General features: G+C 73.3%; 16 protein-coding genes and 1 riboswitch. Of the genes, 10 read left to right on the top strand and 6 right to left on the bottom strand.

What is annotated here, in order from left to right; all coding sequences use genetic code 11:
• Nucleotides 1-263: 263 nt before the first annotated feature.
• Complete coding sequence (locus tag IE277_RS47275; protein ID WP_229881796.1) at nucleotides 264-515, top strand: phospholipase domain-containing protein; 252 nt, start codon at nucleotides 264-266, stop codon at nucleotides 513-515.
• A gap of 123 nt (nucleotides 516-638) precedes the next feature.
• Here IE277_RS47275 and IE277_RS19470 read toward each other — a convergent pair whose 3' ends face one another.
• The 4 genes from IE277_RS19470 to IE277_RS19485 form a co-directional block, all read right to left on the bottom strand.
• Nucleotides 639-1,850, bottom strand: a complete 1,212-nt coding sequence (locus tag IE277_RS19470) for a polysaccharide pyruvyl transferase family protein (protein ID WP_189954110.1) — start codon at nucleotides 1,848-1,850, stop codon at nucleotides 639-641.
• A gap of 88 nt (nucleotides 1,851-1,938) precedes the next feature.
• Complete coding sequence (locus IE277_RS19475) at nucleotides 1,939-2,943, bottom strand: NADPH:quinone reductase (protein ID WP_189954112.1); 1,005 nt, start codon at nucleotides 2,941-2,943, stop codon at nucleotides 1,939-1,941.
• A gap of 79 nt (nucleotides 2,944-3,022) precedes the next feature.
• Nucleotides 3,023-3,910, bottom strand: coding sequence for an MBL fold metallo-hydrolase (locus IE277_RS19480; RefSeq protein ID WP_189954114.1), 888 nt, complete (start codon nucleotides 3,908-3,910; stop codon nucleotides 3,023-3,025).
• A gap of 141 nt (nucleotides 3,911-4,051) precedes the next feature.
• Nucleotides 4,052-5,251, bottom strand: a complete 1,200-nt coding sequence (locus IE277_RS19485; RefSeq protein ID WP_189954116.1) for an acyl-CoA dehydrogenase family protein — start codon at nucleotides 5,249-5,251, stop codon at nucleotides 4,052-4,054.
• A gap of 194 nt (nucleotides 5,252-5,445) precedes the next feature.
• A riboswitch (cobalamin riboswitch) is annotated at nucleotides 5,446-5,674 on the top strand.
• Nucleotides 5,675-5,830: 156 nt separating this feature from the next.
• Here IE277_RS19485 and metE point away from each other — a divergent pair.
• Nucleotides 5,831-8,140, top strand: coding sequence for a 5-methyltetrahydropteroyltriglutamate--homocysteine S-methyltransferase (gene metE / locus IE277_RS19490; protein ID WP_189954118.1), 2,310 nt, complete (start codon nucleotides 5,831-5,833; stop codon nucleotides 8,138-8,140).
• Nucleotides 8,141-8,241: 101 nt separating this feature from the next.
• Here metE and IE277_RS19495 read toward each other — a convergent pair whose 3' ends face one another.
• A complete protein-coding gene (locus IE277_RS19495; RefSeq protein ID WP_189954120.1) occupies nucleotides 8,242-8,934 on the bottom strand; it encodes a GntR family transcriptional regulator in 693 nt (230 codons plus the stop codon).
• A gap of 116 nt (nucleotides 8,935-9,050) precedes the next feature.
• Between IE277_RS19495 and IE277_RS19500 the strand changes: the two genes are divergently transcribed.
• The 7 genes from IE277_RS19500 (at nucleotide 9,051) to IE277_RS19530 (ending at nucleotide 16,096) form a co-directional block, all read left to right on the top strand.
• Nucleotides 9,051-10,496: an MmgE/PrpD family protein gene (locus tag IE277_RS19500; RefSeq protein WP_189954122.1), complete on the top strand. Its 1,446-nt coding sequence runs from the start codon at nucleotides 9,051-9,053 to the stop codon at nucleotides 10,494-10,496.
• Between the two features lie 26 nt (nucleotides 10,497-10,522).
• Nucleotides 10,523-11,437 (top strand): isocitrate lyase/PEP mutase family protein, encoded by a 915-nt coding sequence (locus IE277_RS19505; protein WP_189954124.1) that lies wholly within the window; start codon nucleotides 10,523-10,525, stop codon nucleotides 11,435-11,437.
• Nucleotides 11,428-12,681, top strand: coding sequence for a 3-isopropylmalate dehydratase large subunit (locus tag IE277_RS19510; RefSeq protein ID WP_189954126.1), 1,254 nt, complete (start codon nucleotides 11,428-11,430; stop codon nucleotides 12,679-12,681). Before IE277_RS19505 ends, IE277_RS19510 begins: the two co-directional genes overlap by 10 nt.
• Nucleotides 12,681-13,202, top strand: coding sequence for a LeuD/DmdB family oxidoreductase small subunit (locus IE277_RS19515; protein WP_189954128.1), 522 nt, complete (start codon nucleotides 12,681-12,683; stop codon nucleotides 13,200-13,202). The genes IE277_RS19510 and IE277_RS19515 overlap by 1 nt, the downstream gene beginning before the upstream one ends.
• A gap of 3 nt (nucleotides 13,203-13,205) precedes the next feature.
• Nucleotides 13,206-13,499 (top strand): MBL fold metallo-hydrolase, encoded by a 294-nt coding sequence (locus IE277_RS19520; protein ID WP_189954130.1) that lies wholly within the window; start codon nucleotides 13,206-13,208, stop codon nucleotides 13,497-13,499.
• A complete protein-coding gene (locus IE277_RS19525) occupies nucleotides 13,496-14,251 on the top strand; it encodes an MBL fold metallo-hydrolase (protein WP_189954132.1) in 756 nt (251 codons plus the stop codon). The genes IE277_RS19520 and IE277_RS19525 overlap by 4 nt, the downstream gene beginning before the upstream one ends.
• Before the next feature lie 222 nt (nucleotides 14,252-14,473).
• Nucleotides 14,474-16,096: an amidohydrolase gene (locus IE277_RS19530; RefSeq protein WP_189954134.1), complete on the top strand. Its 1,623-nt coding sequence runs from the start codon at nucleotides 14,474-14,476 to the stop codon at nucleotides 16,094-16,096.
• A 96-nt stretch (nucleotides 16,097-16,192) separates the two neighbouring features.
• Here IE277_RS19530 and IE277_RS19535 read toward each other — a convergent pair whose 3' ends face one another.
• Entirely contained in the window at nucleotides 16,193-17,137 is a 945-nt protein-coding gene (locus IE277_RS19535) for a LysR family transcriptional regulator (RefSeq protein WP_189954136.1), read from the bottom strand.
• 99 nt (nucleotides 17,138-17,236) lie between these two features.
• Between IE277_RS19535 and IE277_RS19540 the strand changes: the two genes are divergently transcribed.
• Nucleotides 17,237-17,878 (top strand): LysE family translocator, encoded by a 642-nt coding sequence (locus tag IE277_RS19540; protein ID WP_189954138.1) that lies wholly within the window; start codon nucleotides 17,237-17,239, stop codon nucleotides 17,876-17,878.
• Nucleotides 17,879-18,153: the final 275 nt, after the last annotated feature.

Raw genomic sequence — 18,153 nt, forward strand, 5'->3', positions numbered from 1 at the left:
GATGTGCGGGTCGAGCGGGCCACCGGCAAGGTCACCTGCACGCTCACCCACGACGGCAGCGTCGGCTACCACTTCACCGTGCTGCCGAACATCGCCCAGCCCTCACCGGCACGCCGTTCACCGTCCCGGCGCACTCGTCGCGCACCTATGTGTGGGACGCCACCGTCACCGACGGCCGCTACGACTTCTCCGTGTACGGCGCCGACGGGTTCGCCCGCCGCTTCTGCGGCACGGTCGTCCGCGAGGGGCAGGACGATGTGGCGGTGCCGTCGGTGACGGCGGCCCTGCGGGGCACGTCGGTGGAGCTGGAGCTGCGCAACTCCGGCGGCACCGAGGTGGCCTTCACCCTCACGCCGAACGACTTCGCGGGCAAGGAACGCACCGTGTGGGTCGGTGGCGGGGAGCGCACGCGCCTGTCGTGGCGCACCGACGAGGGCCGTTACGACGTCACGGTCACGGCGGGCACCGGTACCCGCTTCGTCCAGCGGTACGCCGGCACCGTGCACGCGGGCTGAGCCGGCGCCGGGTGGGGCCGCGGCCCGCGAGGCCCGGTCCCACCCGGCCGGTCACCCGCCGGCCCGGTGGACGGCGGAGAGTCAGCACCGCTGCGCCACATCGTCCGAGCAACGCCCGCACCGTCAGCGCCCGGTGCCGAGCAACGCGGTGAGCGCCTCGGTGAAGGCGATACCCGAACGATCGGCGTGGCCGCGGATCCGCCGGGCCACGGCGTCCGCCCCGCCGCCCTCCACCAGGCGTACGAGCCGGTCGGCGCGGTCCTCACGGTCTTCCCGGGTGCCGGGCAGGGTGGACACATAGAAGTCTGCCGCGTCGTAGGTCATGTGGAACACATGCTTCTTCACCTGACTCAGCGTCAGGTAGTCGTCGTCGGTCCGCGGACGGGGTTCGGGCGCTCCGACACACATCACCGGGGTGCCGGCGCCCCAGGCGTTGACACACAGGTGGTAGGTGTCCGTGACGACCAGCCGATAGCGGGAGAGGATGTGCAGCAGGTCCCCGATGGTGTGGTCACCCGGGCGGGTCGGGATGTGGGCGGCCCGGGAAGGGATGTCCCGGTCGAACCAGGGCAGCCATTCCAGCGGCGCCCCCAGGCGCTCGGAAAGACCCTGGCAGAACCCGGGCAGCCACGCGGGGACCGGGGTGCGGGCGCCGAGGAACACGCCGATCGCACCGCCCCGCGGGACCTCCTCGGACCAGGACGTGGTCGGCAGCCGGCCGAGGTCACCGGGGTGGCACAGGAGCGCCGCGTCCGCGCCGAAGTGGTCGGTCGTACGGTCCGCGCGCAGCTGGGCGATCTTGGCGGCCGACAGCGGGTCACGCATCCACACGCGGTGGCTGCGCGTCATCAGGCGGGAGAAGAGCGAGCCGTACTCCTTGTCCTCGTAGTCGGACTGCGTGTTGTGCAGGACGGTGCCCCCGTAGCTGAGGGTGCGGTCGAGGAGTTCGTCCGGCTGGTCCGCGAGCAGCAGGGCGCGGTGGAGCAGGGTCCGGGCGGCGTCGCGGTCCCTGGCCAGCCCGAAGTCGAGCAGGCGGTTCGTCGCGTCCTGGGCCAGGTAGTGCCGTGTGTGCAGGAAGTCGCCCCAGAAGACGACCGCGTCGTGGCCGCGGAGCACGTCGAGGTGCTCGGTCAGCGGACGGAACCGGAACGGGAACGCGGTGTCTCGCGCACATGCGCGCAGCGGCACGGTCTCCGGCGGATGCAGCGTGTACCAGACCGTGTCGGTCTGGACGTCCATGCGCCGGCACAGGCCCGCGAAGGCCAGGTCGACGGTCAGCATTCCGGTGTTGCGGTAACCGATGTTGGGCGCGGTGATGACAGCGATGCGGGCCATGTGCTGTGTCCCCTCAGCCGTTGCCGACGCTTCGATGTGTGGCGCGGACACCGGTCAACGTACCCAGCGCCGCTGGCCCGCCCCTTTCTCACCGCGGGGTTTCGGTCACCGGCGCGAGGTCCGTGCGCAGGACGGCACGCCGCCCGCCCAGTTCGCCGCTCTCCAGCCCGGCGTGTACGTCGGCTGCCGCGCTCAGCGGGAAGACCTCGATGTCGCGCGGTCGCAGCGCGTCCCGCGCCAACAGGTCGTTGATGTGGGCGGCGGCTTCGGCGAGTTCGTCGGGTGTCGCGTGGGAGATCACGAAGCCCACGACGGACCGGTCGTTCATGTAGAGCGCCCCGGCGGGCAGCACGGGACGGGTCCCGGCCCCGGCCAGCAGGACCACGCGGCCCCGGTGGGCGAGGAGCCCGACCGTTCTCTCCAGGTCGTTGACGCCCGCCGTGTCCAGGTACGCGTCGATCCCCGAGGGCGCCGCACCACGGATCTTCGCGGTCAGGTCCGGGTCCCGGTAGTCGAACACCTCGGCCGCGCCCAGCCGCGCGCAGTACGCCGCGTCCCGCGCGCCGGCCGTCGCCAGGACGCGGGCGCCGGCCCGCACGGCCATGGTCACCAGGGCGCTGCCGACGTTACCTCCGGCACCGGCGACCAGCACGGTCTCGCCCACGCGGAGCCGGCCGTGGACGAACAGCGCCAGATGGGCGGTGGCCGCCGGATGGACCACCGCCACCGCGGCGTACGGATCGGCTCCCACGGGCAGGTGGTACAGCCGGTCGGCCGGCACCACCGCCTGCTCCGCGGCCGCGCCCTGTCTTCCCCCGTGTCCGAGGCTGTTGCACCACACCCGGTCCCCGGCCCGGAAGCCGGGGGCGCCGGGGCCCGCCTCGGCGACCGTGCCGACCAGGTCACGGCCTACGACGAAGGGAAAGGCCATCGGCGTCGGGTAGCGACCCGACCGGACGAACGTGTCCACCGGGTTGACCGTGGTGGCCAGGACATCGACCAGCACATCGGTGGGGCCGGGCCGCGGACCGGCGATCTCGCCGTACCGGATGACGTCCGCGGCACCCAGCTGTTCGATGTAAGCAGCACGCACGGCTCCCATGCTTCCACAGGCGGGTGCGCCGGGACCGGTTCGTCCCGGCCGGCCCCGCGCGCCGGCCCGGACCGGTGTGTCACCAGCGCACCGCGGTGAAATCGATGGGCCGGGGGCGCAGTTCCCGGGTGCGTGCCGTCAGCCTGCGCAGGCGCCGGGCCATCTCGTCGGCGGGCAGCCGCCGGCGGTCGCCGTGGCCGGGCAGCAACCACTCGAAGCGCAGCCGGCCCACGGTGCGTGACAAGGAGGCGGCCAGCTCGGTGATGGAGTACCAGGTGACGCTCTCGGCCACCTCGATGTCCTGGGTGGTCCGTGACCAGTAGAAGCTGTCGCCGCTGAAGCAGTACCGCTCGTCGGCGACGAAGAGCACACTGCCCTGGGTGTGGCCGGGCAGCGGATGGGCGATCACCCCTTCCGCGATCTCCGTCGGGCCGGTGCCGCGCAGGACGCGGTCGGCGTCCGGGGCGGCGTCGAGGTCTCCCTCGTGGATCCACAGCCGGGCGCCGAGGCGGTCGGCGTAGCGGCGCCCGTGGGCGACGTGGTCGCGGTGGGTGAGCAGGACGTCGGTGACGGCGCCCAGCGTCTCGTAGCGGGTGGCCAGCGCGGTGCTCCAGCGCGGGGTGTCCACCATCATCACGGTGCCGCCGGGGCGGCGTAACAGGTAGGAGTTGGCGCCCGCGGTGTGCGTGGAGTTGTGTCCGCACAGGTACACGGTGTCGTCCAGGGCCATCGGGAAGGGGTCCTGTGCCGTGTCCAGGCGGCCGCTCGGCGGGCGGACCGAGCGGGTGGGGCAGGCGTGTGCGGCGGCGTGGAGCAGCTCGGCCTCGGCTCGGTCGCGTGGCTGGCGCAGCACGGCCGAGCGCCCGTCGACCTCACCGATCAGACCGGGCGCCAGCTGCCGTGCGACATCGCAGTTCGTGCAGCGCTCGTCGACATACCACTCGTCCTCGGACCGTTCCTCGCTCATGGCGCGTTCCTCTCGGGATCGTGTCCGCCTTCCGGCGTCTCACCTCCCATGGGTATCCGTGCCGCCCGCGCGAAGAAAGCCGTTCAGGGAAAGAGGGCCTGGATCAGAGAAAGTGGGCCTGGATCCGGCGCGTCGGCGTGGTCACCGCCTCGGTTCGGCGCCCTCGGCGCCCTCGGCGCCCAGGGCCCAGGCGCCGTAGGCGGCTCCGGCCGTCTCGAAGGAGAAGATGATGTGGGAGGCGGCGGTGTTGACGTCCCGCCAGAACCGCTGGAGGGGGTCGGACTCGAAATGGCCCGCCGTCCCCGTGCCGCGGAAGAGGCGTTCGACGGCCGACACGGACAGTTCGACCGCCAGCGCGAAGTCCCGCGGTCCGCGGACCGCCGCCTCGCCGTCCCTGGTCTCCTCGACGCCGTCGGCGACCCGTGCGGCCCGCTGGACGAGGAGTCCGGCGGCGTCCGTCTCGGCGGCGGAGCGGGCCAGGTCGATCTGCGCCTGCGGCTTCTCGCGCAGGGGGGCACCGCGCCGGTCGGTGCGGCGGATGTTCTGCTCGGCCGCGGTGCGCACCGTGCCGCGCGCGGCGCCCACCACGGGAACGGCGAGCGGCAGCGCGTTCACCGCGTTCACCGGGACCGTGTGGCACCGGGCCTCGGAGGCCGTCGCCCGCCCGGCGTTGATGTCGAACCTCGACAGGGTCAGACAGTCGGGTACGAAGACGTCGTCGAGGACCATGGTGTCGCTGCCGGTCCCGCGCATGCCCAGGGTGAACCAGGTGTCCTTCACGGTGATGTCCGCCCGCGGCACCGCGAAGAACCGCACCTCGCCCCGCCCGTCGGGGCCCACCTTGCCGGGTACGGCGGAGCAGGCGAACACCCAGTCGGCGAAGCGCACTCCGCTGATGTACTTCCATTCACCGCTGAGCCGCCAGCCACCGGAGGCGCGTTCCGCCGTGCCGGCCGGCATGAGCGCGCCCGCCATCAGGGCGTCCGGCCCGTCACCCCAGAGCACCGCCTGCCCCTCCACGGGCAGGTACGCCCCGTACCGGGCCGCGTACGCGGACAGCGAGGCGGCCCAGGCCGCCGAGGCGCAGCCCTCCCCGACCAGCATCACCGCCGAGGTCATGTCCGCGAAGCCGCCTTCTGTACCGCCGAAGGCCGCGGGCACGAAGTGCCGGGCGAACCCGGCCTCCCGCACGGCCTCGACCACCTCGGGCGCAAGACGCCGGGCGGCCTCCGTCTCGTCGCTGCACCGCGCCGCGATCTGCGCCACGCGCGGAGCGGCGGCGACGACCTCCGCCACGCCCTGCCGGTCGGCCAGGATCGTCGCTGTGCTGTCGCTGAGCATATGTTCGCCACCTCCACTGGGATGGCCGCAGTCTCTCCGGCCGAGCCCGCCCGGGGCCGTTCCCAAGCCGGGACCGGCCCGTCTATCACCCGACCGGCTTCACCCGCCCCGCCGGCGCCCCGCGCCCGGTCGCCGTGTCCCACCTCACCATCCGAATGCCGGACGTGCGCTCCCCGTTGCGCGGGCGGCCCCCTAAGCTGGCTCCCGCAGCTGGTTCGCCCCGTCAGCCAGGCGGGATGCGTCGCAAGAGGGAACCCGGTGGGAATCCGGGACTGCCCCGCAGCGGTGAGCGGGAACGACCGCCGTCATACGCACTGGGCCCCATGGAGGGCCTGGGAAGCGACGGCCAGTAGGTGTCCACGCCTCGGCAGAGGCATGGCTGTGCCCGCGAGTCCGAAGACCTGCCAACTGCCCGCGTGCGGGACGTCTCGTGCGCGGACATCCCGGTGACCTCGAGGGCGGGTCGGCGTACAGAACCGAACGGACGGCCCAGGGTCGGCGCCGTCCGGTTCCGTCACCCCTTCGCGCTCTCGTCCCGTCCCCGGGACCTCAGGGATTCATCTCGCGAAGGAGATCTCCGTGACCAGCATGTCCCGCGCCGCACATACACGGGCCACCGTGTACGGCTACCCCCGCCAGGGACCGGACCGCGAACTGAAGAAGGCGGTCGAGGGCTACTGGAAGGGCCGCGTCAGCGCCGACGCGCTGCGGGCCACCGCCGCCGGACTGCGCCGCACCACCTGGCAACAGCTGGCGGACGCCGGCCTCGACGAGGTGCCGACCGGCGACTTCTCGTACTACGACCATGTGCTCGACACCACCGTCATGCTCGGCGCGATCCCCACGCGTCACCGGGAGGCGGTCGCCGCGGATCCGCTCGCCGGGTACTTCGCGATGGCGCGCGGCACCCAGGACGTCGCGCCGCTGGAGATGACCAAGTGGTTCGACACCAACTACCATTGTATGGTGCCCGAGTTGGGCCCGGACACGGTGTTCGCGGCCGACTCCGCCAGGCAGGTCGCCGAGCTGCGGGAGGCCCTGGCGCTGGGCCTGGCCGCCCGGCCCGTGCTCGTCGGACCCCTCACCTATCTGCTGCTGGCCAAGCCCGCCCCCGGCGTGGCCGGTGACTTCGACCCGCTCACCCTGCTGGACCGTGTGCTGCCGGTGTACGGCGAGATCCTGGCCGCGCTGCGCGCGGCCGGCGCCGAGTGGGTCCAGCTCGACGAGCCCGCGCTCGTGCAGGACCGCACTGCGGCCGAACTGAACGCCGCGGCCCACGCCTACCGTGAACTCGGAGCCCGCGCCGACCGGCCCAGGCTGCTGGTGGCCTCGTACTTCGACCGGCTCGGCGAGGCACTGCCCGTGCTGGCCAAGGCCCCGGTGGAGGGGCTGGCCCTGGACTTCACCGAGGGGGCCGCCGCCAACCTGGACGCCCTCGCCGCCGTCGGCGGACTGCCCGGCAAGCGCCTGGTCGCCGGCGTCGTCAACGGCCGCAACATCTGGGTCGACGATCTGCAGCGCTCCCTGACCACGCTCGGCACCCTGCTCGGCCTCGCGGACCGGGTGGATGTCTCGGCGTCCTGCTCCCTGCTGCATGTGCCGCTCGACGCCGCCGTGGAACGGGACATCGAGCCGCAGATCCTGCGCTGGCTCGCCTTCGCCCGGCAGAAGACCACCGAGGTCGTCACCCTCGCCAGGGGCCTCGCCCACGGCACCGGCACGATCACCGCGGAACTCGCCGCGAACCGGGCCGACCTGGCCTCCCGCGCCCACTCCCCCATCACCCGCGACACGGCCGTACGCGCCCGGACCGCCGCCGTCACCGAGGCCGACGCCCGCCGTCGCCAGCCGTACGCCGAGCGGGCGGCGGCCCAGCGTGCCCGCCTCGGTCTGCCGCTGCTGCCCACGACCACCATCGGTTCGTTCCCGCAGACCGGCGAACTGCGCACCGCCCGCGCCGACCTGCGGGCCGGCCGCATCGGCACGGCCGGCTACGAGGAGCGCATCGAGGCGGAGATCCGGGAGGTGATCTCCTTCCAGGAGAAGACCGGGCTGGACGTCCTGGTGCACGGTGAGCCCGAACGCAACGACATGGTCCAGTACTTCGCGGAGCAGCTCACCGGCTGCCTCGCCACCCGGCACGGCTGGGTCCAGTCCTACGGCACCCGGTATGTGCGTCCGCCGATCCTCGCCGGTGACATCTCCCGGCCGGCCCCGATGACCGTGCGCTGGACGACGTACGCCCAGTCGCTGACGGACCGTCCGGTCAAGGGCATGCTGACCGGTCCCGTCACGATGCTCGCCTGGTCCTTCGTCCGCGACGACCAGCCGCCGGCCGAGACCGCCCGTCAGGTCGCCCTCGCCCTGCGCGAGGAGGTCGGCGACCTGGAGGAGGCCGGTACCTCGGTGATCCAGGTGGACGAGCCCGCGCTGCGCGAGACCCTGCCGCTGCGTGCCGCCGACCGCGCCGCCTATCTCGCCTGGGCCACCGAGGCGTTCCGGCTCACCACCGGTGGCGTACGTCCGGACACCCAGATCCACACCCATATGTGCTACGCCGAGTTCGGTGATGTCGTCCAGGCCATCGACGACCTCGACGCCGATGTCATCAGCCTGGAGGCCGCCCGCTCCCCTATGCAGGTCGCCCGGGAACTGGCCGCCCACGGCTACCCCCGCGAGGCCGGCCCCGGTGTCTACGACGTCCACTCCCCGCGTGTTCCCGGCGCTCCGGAGACGGCCGCGCTGCTGCGCACCGGTCTGCGGGCCGTCCCCGCCGAACGGCTGTGGGTCAACCCCGACTGCGGTCTGAAGACCCGCGGCTGGCCGGAGACCCGCGCCTCCCTGGAGAACCTGGTCGCGGCCGCCCGCGCGGTGCGGGCGGAGCTGTAGCGTCCCGCGTCATCCGTCCGGCCCGGGCCGGGGACGAGCCCTGCTCGTTCCCGGCCCGGGCCGTTCCACGGAGGGGGCGGGGCGCGGGTCCGCCCGCCCGGTCAGCCGGTGGGCTCGGTGGCACCGAGCAGCCGGTGGAAGTCCGCCCGCCCCTGCGTGCGGTGTCCGGCCAGCAGGCGCAGGGCGCGTGCGGCCGCGCCGTCCTCGAAGGCGGTGACGATGCCGTCGTGCTCGGTGAGGATCGCCTCGGCCCGAGCGGAGTCGCCGGCCACGGCGGCCCGCCGGTAGGACAGCGCGCGGTGCGGTTCGAGGGCCTCCCACAGCTGGGTGACGAAGCGCAGCAGCCAGTCGTTGTCGCACCGGGCGAGCAGGGCGAAGTGGAAGCCGCGGTTGGCGGCGATCACCGCGGGTACGTCGGCGGCGGCCGTGGCGGCGCGCTGGGCGTCCACGGCGGCGCGCATCGCCGCGATGTCCTCGGGCCGCAGCCGGGCCGCCGCGTTCGCCTCGGCCTCGCTCTCCAGCAGTTCCCTGATCCGGAAGATGCCGTCGACACTCCGCGGGGTCAGTTCCGTGACGGTGTATCCGCGTTGGGGGACGTAGGTGACGATCCCCTCTCCGGCCAGGGTCTTCAGGGCTTCACGGACCGGGATGACGCTCAGTCCCAGCTCCTGTGCCGCCGCCGTCTGCCGGATCTGGGTGCCGGGAGCCAGATCGCCGCGGACGATCGCGTCCCGCAGCTCCGCGAGGGCCACGGCTTCGGCGGTGCGGGGCAGGGAGGTGCGCTTCAGAGCCATGCCGTCATGCTACCGAGGCACTCGACAAAACTAGATGTTATAAATTCTAATGTCAGCGAATCGAGTCGGCCGCGACCCGCCCGGCTCCATGCCGTACGAACCTGGAGGTGAGCGCGGTGTCCGCACCGACGCAGGCGACCCACCGCCGGCCCACCGATCCCGCCGGCCCCACCGGCCGGCTCGCCGCCTGGCTGGCCGGCACCACGCTCGAACAGATCCCGGCGCCCGTGCGGGAACGGGCCGCGCATCTCGTCCTCGACGGCCTGGCCTGCGCGCTCGTCGGCGCGCAGCTGCCCTGGTCGCGTACGGCCGTGACGGCCGTCCTCGCCCTGGAGGGCGCCGGGGACGTGCCCCTGATCGGCTGGGGACGCACCACCGGCGCGCCCGCGGCCGCCGTCCTCAACGGCACCTTCGTCCAGGGCTTCGAACTGGACGACTACTACCCGGCCGCGCCGCTGCACAGCGCCTCACTGGTGCTGCCCGCCCTGCTGTCCACCGCCGCCCTGATCCCCTCCGTCAGCGGTGCGGAGTTCCTGCGGGCCACCGTCCTGGGCTGCGAGACCGGCACCCGGGTCGGCCTGGCGCTGCACGGTCCCGAGATGCTCTCGCGCGGCTGGCACTCCGGCTCGGTCTTCGGCACCCACGCCGCGGCCGCCGCCGCGGGAGCCCTGCGCGGCCTGGACGCGGCCGCCTTCGAGGACGCGCTGGGCCTCGCGGCCACCCAGTCGGCCGGGCTGATGGCGGCGCAGTACGAGGCGATGTCCAAGCGGATGCACCACGGACTCGCCGCCCGCAGCGGCCTCTACGCCGCAGGCCTCGCCCAGGGCGGATACACCGGCATCAAGCGGGTCTTCGAGCGTCCCTACGGCGGCTTCCTCGCCACCTTCGGCGAGGGCCACCGCCCCGACCCCGACCGGATCGCGACCGGCCTGGGCGAGACATGGAACACGGAGCAGATCGCGGTGAAGCTGCATGCGGCGATGGGCGGTCTGCACCCTGCCATCGACGCCGCGCTGGCCCTGTCCGCCGGGCACGGGCTCGCTCCCGGGGACATCGAGAGCGTCCGCATCGAGGTGCCGGACGCCCTCTACCACCACGGCTGGTGGCCCCCCGAGCGGCCGCTGACCGCGATCGGCGCCCAGATGAACATCGCCTACGCCACCGCCGTCGCGCTGCTGGACGGTCATGTGCGGCCGGAGCAGTTCACGCCCGCCCGCCTCGACGCCGACGACGTCTGGCAGCTGATCGGCCGCACCGAGGTGACCCAGGTGGACGAGCAGCAGGAGCCGAGCTGGGACCGGCCCGGCTACAACACCCGCCTCACCCTCATCCTGCGCGACGGCACCGTCCTCACCCGGGCCCTGAACCAGCCGCACGGCGGTCCCGACGACCCGCTGACCCTGGACGAGATCCGGGCGAAGTACCGGGCGCTGACCGCGCGGGTCATGGCCCCCGGCCGGGCAGCCGAGATCGAGCGGCTCGTCCTCGGCCTGGAGGCACAGCCCGACCTCGCCCGTCTCGTCGAGCTGCTGGCGGCACCCGTCCGCGGCGCCCTCGACTGACCGCCGCCCACCGAAGGAGGGTCCCCATGTCCGCATCCCCACACGGCGGTTCGCGCCCGCCCACGCCCGACACACCGGGCGGCCGGCTGCGCTCGCTGCTCGCCCGGCCGGGTCTGATCACCGCCCCGGGCGTGTTCGACGGGCTCTGCGCCCATCTCGTGGCACGCACCGGCTTCGGCGCGGCCTATCTGAGCGGCGCCGGTGTGTCCGTCGCCGGGTTCGGCCTGCCCGACATGGGGCTGCTCACCCAGACCGAGATGACGGAGCGCGCCCGTGTCGTGGTCACCGCCCTGGACGGCGTCCCCCTCATCGCGGACGCCGACACCGGCTACGGCGCCCCGCTGAACGTGGCCCGCACCGTCCGCGAGTACGAGCGGGCCGGTGTCGCCGCCCTGCATCTGGAGGACCAGGCGTTCCCCAAGAGGTGCGGGCATCTGCCGGACAAGGAGCTGATCGGCGTGCGCGCGTTCACCGACAGGCTGGACGCGGCACTCCAGGCGCGCACCGGCGACCTTGTGATCATCGCGAGGACCGACGCCCGCGGCCCGCTGGGTCTCGACGCGGCCGTCGACCGCGCGAACCGGTACGCCGCCGCCGGCGCCGACGTCGTCTTCGTGGAGGCGCCGCACAGTGCCGAGGAGATCGAGCAGATCGCCGCCGGTGTGGCGGCCCCTCTCCTGATCAACATGGTCCAGGGCGGACTCACCCCGGACACCGCGCCCGGGCGGCTCGCGGCCCTCGGCTACCGGATCGCCATCCACCCGGGCGCCCTGCTCGCCCCCTACACCCTGACCGCACTGGACGCGCTGCGGCGCCTCGGCGGCACTCTGCCCGAGGTCGCGGCGGGTCCACAGGGCCTGTTCGAACTCGTCGGACTGCGCGAGTGGTCCGCGATCGGCGAGCGCTACGACCACACGGAGGACGGTATGCGATGGGCATGACCATGCTGGAGAAGATCCTCGCCCGCAGGGCCGGCCTGGAGCAGGTGGCCGTCGGTGACACCGTGGTCTGCGAGGTCGACATGACCGTCCTGATCGACCTTCAATTCGCCATGGGCTGGGTGCAGCCGCTGAGGATCGCCGACCCGGACAAGGTCGCCGTCGTCATGGACCACGCCGTGCCCGCGCCGCACCTCCACGACGCGCTCGGCGGCACCCACGCCCGCGCGTTCGCCCGCGCCTGCGGCATCGAGAGGTTCTACGACGTCGGCCGGCACGGCATCTGCCACCAGGTCATCGCCGAGAACACGCTGGCGCGGCCCGGTGAGATCCTGGCCTGCACCGACTCCCACACCTGCGCGGCCGGCGCCTACAACACCGCCGCCCGGGGCCTCGGACCGGCCGAGGTGTACGCGATCCTGTGCACCGGCACGACCTGGTTCCAGGTGGCGCCTACCCTCCGCTACGAGTTCGTCGGCAGCAAGCCCGCCGCCGTGTCCGGCAAGGACGTCTTCCTGCACATCGCCGGCACCTACGGCGACGCCACCAACCACAACCTGGAGTACGGCGGCCTGGGCCTGGCCTCGATCCCCATGAACGACCGGCGTACCATCGCCACCCAGGGCGCCGAGATCTCCGCCGACTTCTCCACCTTCCCCGTCGACGACCTGGCCCGCGACTTCCTCGCCGGGCACGGCGCCGCTCCGGACACCTACACACCGGCCGACCCCGACCCGGACGCCGCCTACGCCGCCGTACGCACCGTGGATCTCTCCGCGCTGGAACCGTATGTCGCCCGGCCCGGCACCGTCAGCCGCAACGCGCTGCCGGTCTCGCGGATCGAACGCCGGCCGGTCGACCAGTGTTTCATCGGCTCCTGCGCCAACGGACAGCTGGAGGACCTGCGGATCGCGGCCGACGTCGTACGCGGCCGGCAGGTCGCCCCCGGGGTACGGCTGCTGGTGACCCCGGCGTCCCAACGGGTGTATCAGGACGCCCTGCGCGCCGGGTATCTGCAGGATCTGGCGGATGCCGGAGCCGTGATCACCAACTCCACGTGCGGGGCCTGCTTCGGCTACCACATGGGGCTGCTCGCCCCCGGCGAGGTCTGTCTGACCTCCTCCACCCGCAACTTCACCGGTCGTATGGGCAGCCCCGAGGCGGAGATCTACATGGCCTCGCCGGCGACGGTCGCCGCCTCGGCCCTGACCGGCCATGTCACCGACCCACGAGGGGAACCGCGCTGATGGACACCGTCGTCACCGGGAAGGTCTGGGTGGTCGGCGACGGCGTCACCACCGACGCCATGTACCCGGCGTTCGCCATGAAGCTCCCCGTCCCCGAAGCCGCACGGCATGTCTTCTACGAGCTGCGCCCCGGCTGGACCGACGAGGTGTCACCCGGCGACATCGTCGTCGCCGGACGGAACTTCGGCCTCGGCTCCTCCCGCCCGGTCGCCGCCCTCTTCCGCGAACTGGGTGTGGCCGCCCTGGTGGCGGAGGAGTTCAACTCGCTGTTCCTGCGCAACTGCATCAACCATGGTCTGCCCGCGCTGACGGTGCCCGGGGTCACGGCCGCCTTCGGCGACGGGGCCGTCATGCGGCTGGACTTCGCGGCGGGCTGGGCCGAGCACACCGGGTCCGGACTGCGCCTTGCGGGCGGCGCGCTTCCCCCGCTGGTCCTGGACATCCTCGCCGCGGGCGGCGTGCTGCCCCGGCTCGCCCGCGAAGGCTATGTCCCCGTCCCGCCGGCCGGATCCGGGAGCTGAACGATGACGACACCCCGACAACTCGCCCCGGGCATCGCCCGGATCGCGACGACCGGCCGGAACAACGCCTTCCTGGTCGACGGCGACGACGGCTTCACCCTGGTCGACGTCGGCTGGGCCAAAGCCCCCTCCGTCCTGCTGGACGCGGTGGCCGAACTGGGCCGCACACCGTCGGACATCCGCCGCATCGTCCCCCGCTGGTCCTGGACATCCTCGCCGCGGGCGGCGTGCTGCCCCGGCTCGCCCGCGAAGGCTATGTCCCCGTCCCGCCGGCCGGATCCGGGAGCTGAACGATGACGACACCCCGACAACTCGCCCCGGGCATCGCCCGGATCGCGGCGACCGGCCGGAACAACGCCTTCCTGGTCGACGGCGACGACGGCTTCACCCTGGTCGACGTCGGCTGGGCCAAAGCCCCCTCCGTCCTGCTGGACGCGGTGGTCGAACTGGGCCGCACACCGTCGGACATCCGCCGCATCGTCCTCACCCATGCCCATCCCGACCATGTCCAGGGCGCGGCGGAACTCCGACGCCGTACGGGCGCGCGGATCCTCATCCACGACGCGGACCGGCCCTGGCTGGAAGCGGGCCGGGTCCCGCCCGAGGGCCGCTCCGGTCGCGCCGGGCGACTCCTCGACCGGCTCCCCAAGCTGCACTGGACGCCGTGCCCGGCCGACGGGACGGTGAGCGACGGCGAGGTGCTGGATGGCTCGAACGGCCTGCGTGTCCTGCACACGCCCGGCCATTCCCCGGGCCACATCGTGCTGTTCCACGAGCCCACCCGCACCGTCCTCATGGGCGACGCGGTCTTCCACCGCGGCGGGCCGGCCCTGGGACCGGCGGCCCTCGCCGCTGATCCGGCACTGCGGACCGAGAGCCTCGCCCGGCTCCCCGCCGAGCCGCGGGCCGTCGGCTTCGCCCACGGGGCCCCGCTCGTGGGCGCCGACGTCGAGGTCCTGCTCCGTTTCCTGCGCACACTGTCACCCACGCCCGCGGAGCACGCGCTCGGGGGCGGATGCGGGCGACCGAAGAACACCGGTGACGAGTGACTCAGCCGGCTTCGCCCAGGGGGTGGCTCTTCCTGAACAGCTCTTCCCGAGTGCGCTTGTCGCATGATCGGCGATTCAGGGGCGCCCAGTGGCACACTTCCTGCGAAATCGGCTGCCGAATGGAAGGAAGTCTGCTGAATCCTCGTACAACGGTCTCGGCGGCGGAGCGGGGCGTTTCCGTCCGCCGCACACGAGAGCGTCGAGTCGAGGCGGGAGACGACCATGACCGATCACGGTGCCGATCTGCTGATCCGGGCGGCCGCGGTGCACACGCTGGTGCCCGGCCAGGGGCCGCGGCGGGCTCTGGCGGTGCGGGGCGACCGCATCGCCGCGCTGTCGTCCGATCCGAAGGGGCTCGACGCGTGGGTGACGGCGGGTACCCGGGTCCTCGATCTGCCCGGGGCCACGGTTCTGCCGGCGTTCGACGACACGCACACCCATCTGATCTTCGCCGGGCACAGCGCCCATGACGTGCCGGTCCACCGGGCCCGCACCATCGCCGAGTTCCTGGACCTGATCCGGCAGCGGGCCGCCACGACGCCCGAGGGCGAGTGGATCCGCACGACCGCCAACTGGCAGGAACTCCATCTGGCGGAGCGCCGTATGCCCACCGCCGCCGAACTCGACCGGGCCACCGACCGCCACCCGGTCCTCGTCAAGCGCGGCGGACACAACGACGTCGTCAACAGCTACGCCCTGCGGCTGGCGGGCATCACACAGAACACGCCCGTGCCGGCGGGCGGCGTGATCGGCCGGGACGCGGACGGCCGGCTCAACGGCCGCCTCGTCGACAACGCCCTGGGACTGGTGGAGCGGCACGTCCCGGCGCAGAGCCGGGCCCAGCGTATCGACGGGCTCCGGCTGGCCGGCGGGCAGTACGCGGCCACGGGGATCGGCACCGTGCGCGACTGTGCGGTCTCCCTCGACGACTACGCCGTGCTGCGGGCCGCCCGCGAGGCCGGCGCGCTCCGGATCCGGGTGCGCGCGCTGATCTCCGCGCTCGGCCTGTCCGGCACCGCCCAGGTGGAGGACCTGCTCGACGCCATGGAGGACCTGCGCCACGGCGCCGACCCGTGGCTGCGCGTGTGGGGGGTGAAGTTCGGCCTCGACGGCGGCCTGGAGGCCGGCGCCACCGAGGAGCCCTACGCCTGCGACCACGCCTTCTCCGGCACCCTGACCTGGGAGCCCGACGCGCTGGTCGAGGCGGTCGAAGCGGTGGTGCGGCGCGGTTGGCGGGTCGGCACCCATGCCTATGGCGACCGTGCCGTACGCCTCCTCCTCGATGTCTACGAGCGGGTGCTGCGCCGCCATCCCGGCGTGCCCGCGGGCACGCTCGTCATGGAGCACGGCGGTCTGGCCGGCCCCGAACAGCGGGCCCGCGCCGTCGCGTTGGGCATCCCGGTCACCATCCAGCAGCCGCTGCTGCACGACACCGCCGACGTCGAGCGCGAGTTCTGGGGGCCGGAGCGCGTCGCCGCGCTGTTCCCGGCCCGGGGCTGGCTGGACCAGGGGGCGCTGGTGGCCGCCGGCTCCGACTACCCCGTCGGCCGGTTCGGCGCCATGCGCTCCGTCTGGGGCATGACCACCCGGCAGACCGTCATCGGTGTCCAGGGCCCCGAACACGCCATCGGCCACGACGAGGCCATCGCCCTGCACACCACCCGGGCCGCGCGCCTGCTCGGCGAGGAACAGCTGCGCGGCAGCCTCACCGCCGGGCGGCTCGCCGACCTCACTGTCTGGGACCAGGACCCCGCGCACTGCACGGGCACCGGCCTGCGCGACCTCTGCCCCACCCACACGGTCCTCGGCGGCCGCGTCGTCCACGGCCCCGAACCCACCGCCTGACCCACGGGAACGGCAGTACGCGTGGACCGTACCTCCCGCTTTCGGAGGGCTTCGTCCGCGCCGATGGAGTTGTCCGGCGGCCCGCGAAGGCGATCCTCAGCCGCCCGGGGGCTGTTCGTCCCAGGTGGCGGTGCGTTCGCGGGCGACGTCGCGTAGCAGGCCGAGGAACACCTCGACGAGCGGGGTGAGTGTCGTGTCGGCCTGGGTGAGCGCCTGGATCTCACGGTGCAGTGGCGGCCGCAGCAGGCCCCGATGCGTGGTGCCGGGGATGCCGGTCAGCGCCAGACGTGAGACCAGGGCGACGCCGCTGCCCGCGCCGACCAGGGCCTGGGCGATGTCGAAGGACTCCGTCTCGAACCGCACCCTGGGGGTGAAGCCCTCCTCGCCCGCGGCCCGGTCGAGTTGTTCCCGCGCGGCGTGGCCGGCCACGATGCCCACCCACGCCTCGCCGCTCAGCTGCTTCAGCCGCAGTGGTCTGCCCGGCGGTGTGGCGACGGCGAGCGGATGGTCGTCGGGGAGGACCACGACCATCGGGTCGTGCAGCAGCGGATGTCTGCGGACGTGCGGGGGCAGCGCGGGTGAGGGGCCCCAGGAGGCGACGACGGCGAGGTCCAGCCGGCCGGCGGTGATCTCGCCCAGGCCCCGGCCCGAGATCAGGTCGACGACGGAGACATCGGCGTCGGGATGGCGGTGCCGCAGCGCCGTCAGCGCGGGTGGCACCAGATGCAGGGCGGCGGCCTGGAAGGCGCCGACCCGCAGCCGCAGGGAGAGATGCCCGAGGAGCACCTGCATGTCGGCGGCCGCCTGTTCCGCCGCCGTGTGCACGGTCCGCCCGTGTGCCGCGAGCAGCGCACCGGCCTCGGTGAGCGTCGCGCCGCGCGGCCCGCGCCGGACGAGGGGCACCTGCCATGCGCGTTCGGCCCTGGCGAGCTGCTGGGTCACGGCGGCGGGCGTGAGCCGCAGGGCGTGGGCGGCCGCGGTGAGCGAGCCGTACTCCTCGATCAGGGCGAGCAGCCGCAGCTGCCCCGGGTCCACGAGCATGCACTCATGTTAATGCTGCACCGAAGGCTCTTAACTTCTCTTAAATGGGCTGGTCGGAGATGCTGGAGCGGCCCTGTCCGACCGTCCGGAAGGCCCCTCGTGCCCACCCGTCTGCCCGCGTTCCTGCTCACCACCTGGCTGCTCGCCATGCTCCCGGGGGCCGGTCAGGCGGTGATGATCCGTCAGGTGCTGGCGGGCGGACTGCGTGCGGCCCGGGGCACGATCGTCGGCAACGCGGCCGGTCTGCTGCTGTGGTCCATGGCCGCGGCGGCCGGTCTGTCGGCCGTTCTGCCGGCCAGTCCGCGCGCGTACACGGCGATACAGATCATGGGCGGGATCGTGCTTGTCGCGCTCGGTGTGCGGACGCTGACGGCCGCGCGCCGCGCCGCGCCGGAGCCCGGGGAGGCCGGCCCCGTGGGCGCCCCGGCGGGCGCGGGCCGGGCCGGATTCCGCGGCGGCTGCGCGACGGGCCTCGGTACGAGTCTCGGCAACCCCAAGGCCGGTGTGTTCGCCGTGTCGGTGCTGCCGCAGTTCGTCACGGGGACGGGGCCGGTGTTCCTGTCCAGCGCCCTGCTCGGCGGGGTCTGGGCCCTGGTGAACGCCTGCTGGTACCTGCTGTTCACCTGGCTCGTCCATCGCGGCCGCGCGCTGGTGACCCGGCCCGCGGTCAGCCGGGGACTGGCCCTGGCCACGGGGATCGCCCTGCTCGCCCTGGGCGTGGCGGTGGCCGCGGGCGCGTGAGGTGGGACGTCGAACAGTTCGCTGCAGACGGTGGCCGGTTCGGCCCTGGTGAGCTTGCCGTCCAGGGCGAGGAGCCGCAGCCGGACGGCAGGCGCCGTCGGCGCAGACCAGGTGCTCGTCGGTGTTGTCCAAGAACACCGGCAGCACCCGGAGGGTGCCTCCTCCCCGTGTGGTCCAGTCCTGGAGAAGCTGAATCATCCCGGGTCGAGGCACCCTTCCCCCGTCCAGTTCACACTCTGTCACCAGCACCGGGCCGCCCATGAATTCATGAGGCG

The sequence above is a fragment of the Streptomyces alanosinicus genome (assembly GCF_014650595.1).
Classification (GTDB): Bacteria; Actinomycetota; Actinomycetes; order Streptomycetales; family Streptomycetaceae; genus Streptomyces; species Streptomyces alanosinicus.

Excerpts from the sequence above, each read along its gene's own strand:
- IE277_RS19470 (WP_189954110.1), bottom strand. The coding sequence starts at position 1,850 with ATGGCCCGCATCGCTGTCATCACCGCGCCCAACATCGGTTACCGCAAC.
- IE277_RS19480 (WP_189954114.1), bottom strand. The coding sequence starts at position 3,910 with ATGAGCGAGGAACGGTCCGAGGACGAGTGGTATGTCGACGAGCGCTGC.
- IE277_RS19485 (WP_189954116.1), bottom strand. The coding sequence starts at position 5,251 with ATGCTCAGCGACAGCACAGCGACGATCCTGGCCGACCGGCAGGGCGTG.
- IE277_RS19495 (WP_189954120.1), bottom strand. The coding sequence starts at position 8,934 with ATGGCTCTGAAGCGCACCTCCCTGCCCCGCACCGCCGAAGCCGTGGCC.
- IE277_RS19505 (WP_189954124.1), top strand. The coding sequence starts at position 10,523 with ATGTCCGCATCCCCACACGGCGGTTCGCGCCCGCCCACGCCCGACACA.
- IE277_RS19510 (WP_189954126.1), top strand. The coding sequence starts at position 11,428 with ATGGGCATGACCATGCTGGAGAAGATCCTCGCCCGCAGGGCCGGCCTG.
- IE277_RS19515 (WP_189954128.1), top strand. The coding sequence starts at position 12,681 with ATGGACACCGTCGTCACCGGGAAGGTCTGGGTGGTCGGCGACGGCGTC.
- IE277_RS19520 (WP_189954130.1), top strand. The coding sequence starts at position 13,206 with ATGACGACACCCCGACAACTCGCCCCGGGCATCGCCCGGATCGCGACG.
- IE277_RS19525 (WP_189954132.1), top strand. The coding sequence starts at position 13,496 with ATGACGACACCCCGACAACTCGCCCCGGGCATCGCCCGGATCGCGGCG.
- IE277_RS19530 (WP_189954134.1), top strand. The coding sequence starts at position 14,474 with ATGACCGATCACGGTGCCGATCTGCTGATCCGGGCGGCCGCGGTGCAC.
- IE277_RS19535 (WP_189954136.1), bottom strand. The coding sequence starts at position 17,137 with ATGCTCGTGGACCCGGGGCAGCTGCGGCTGCTCGCCCTGATCGAGGAG.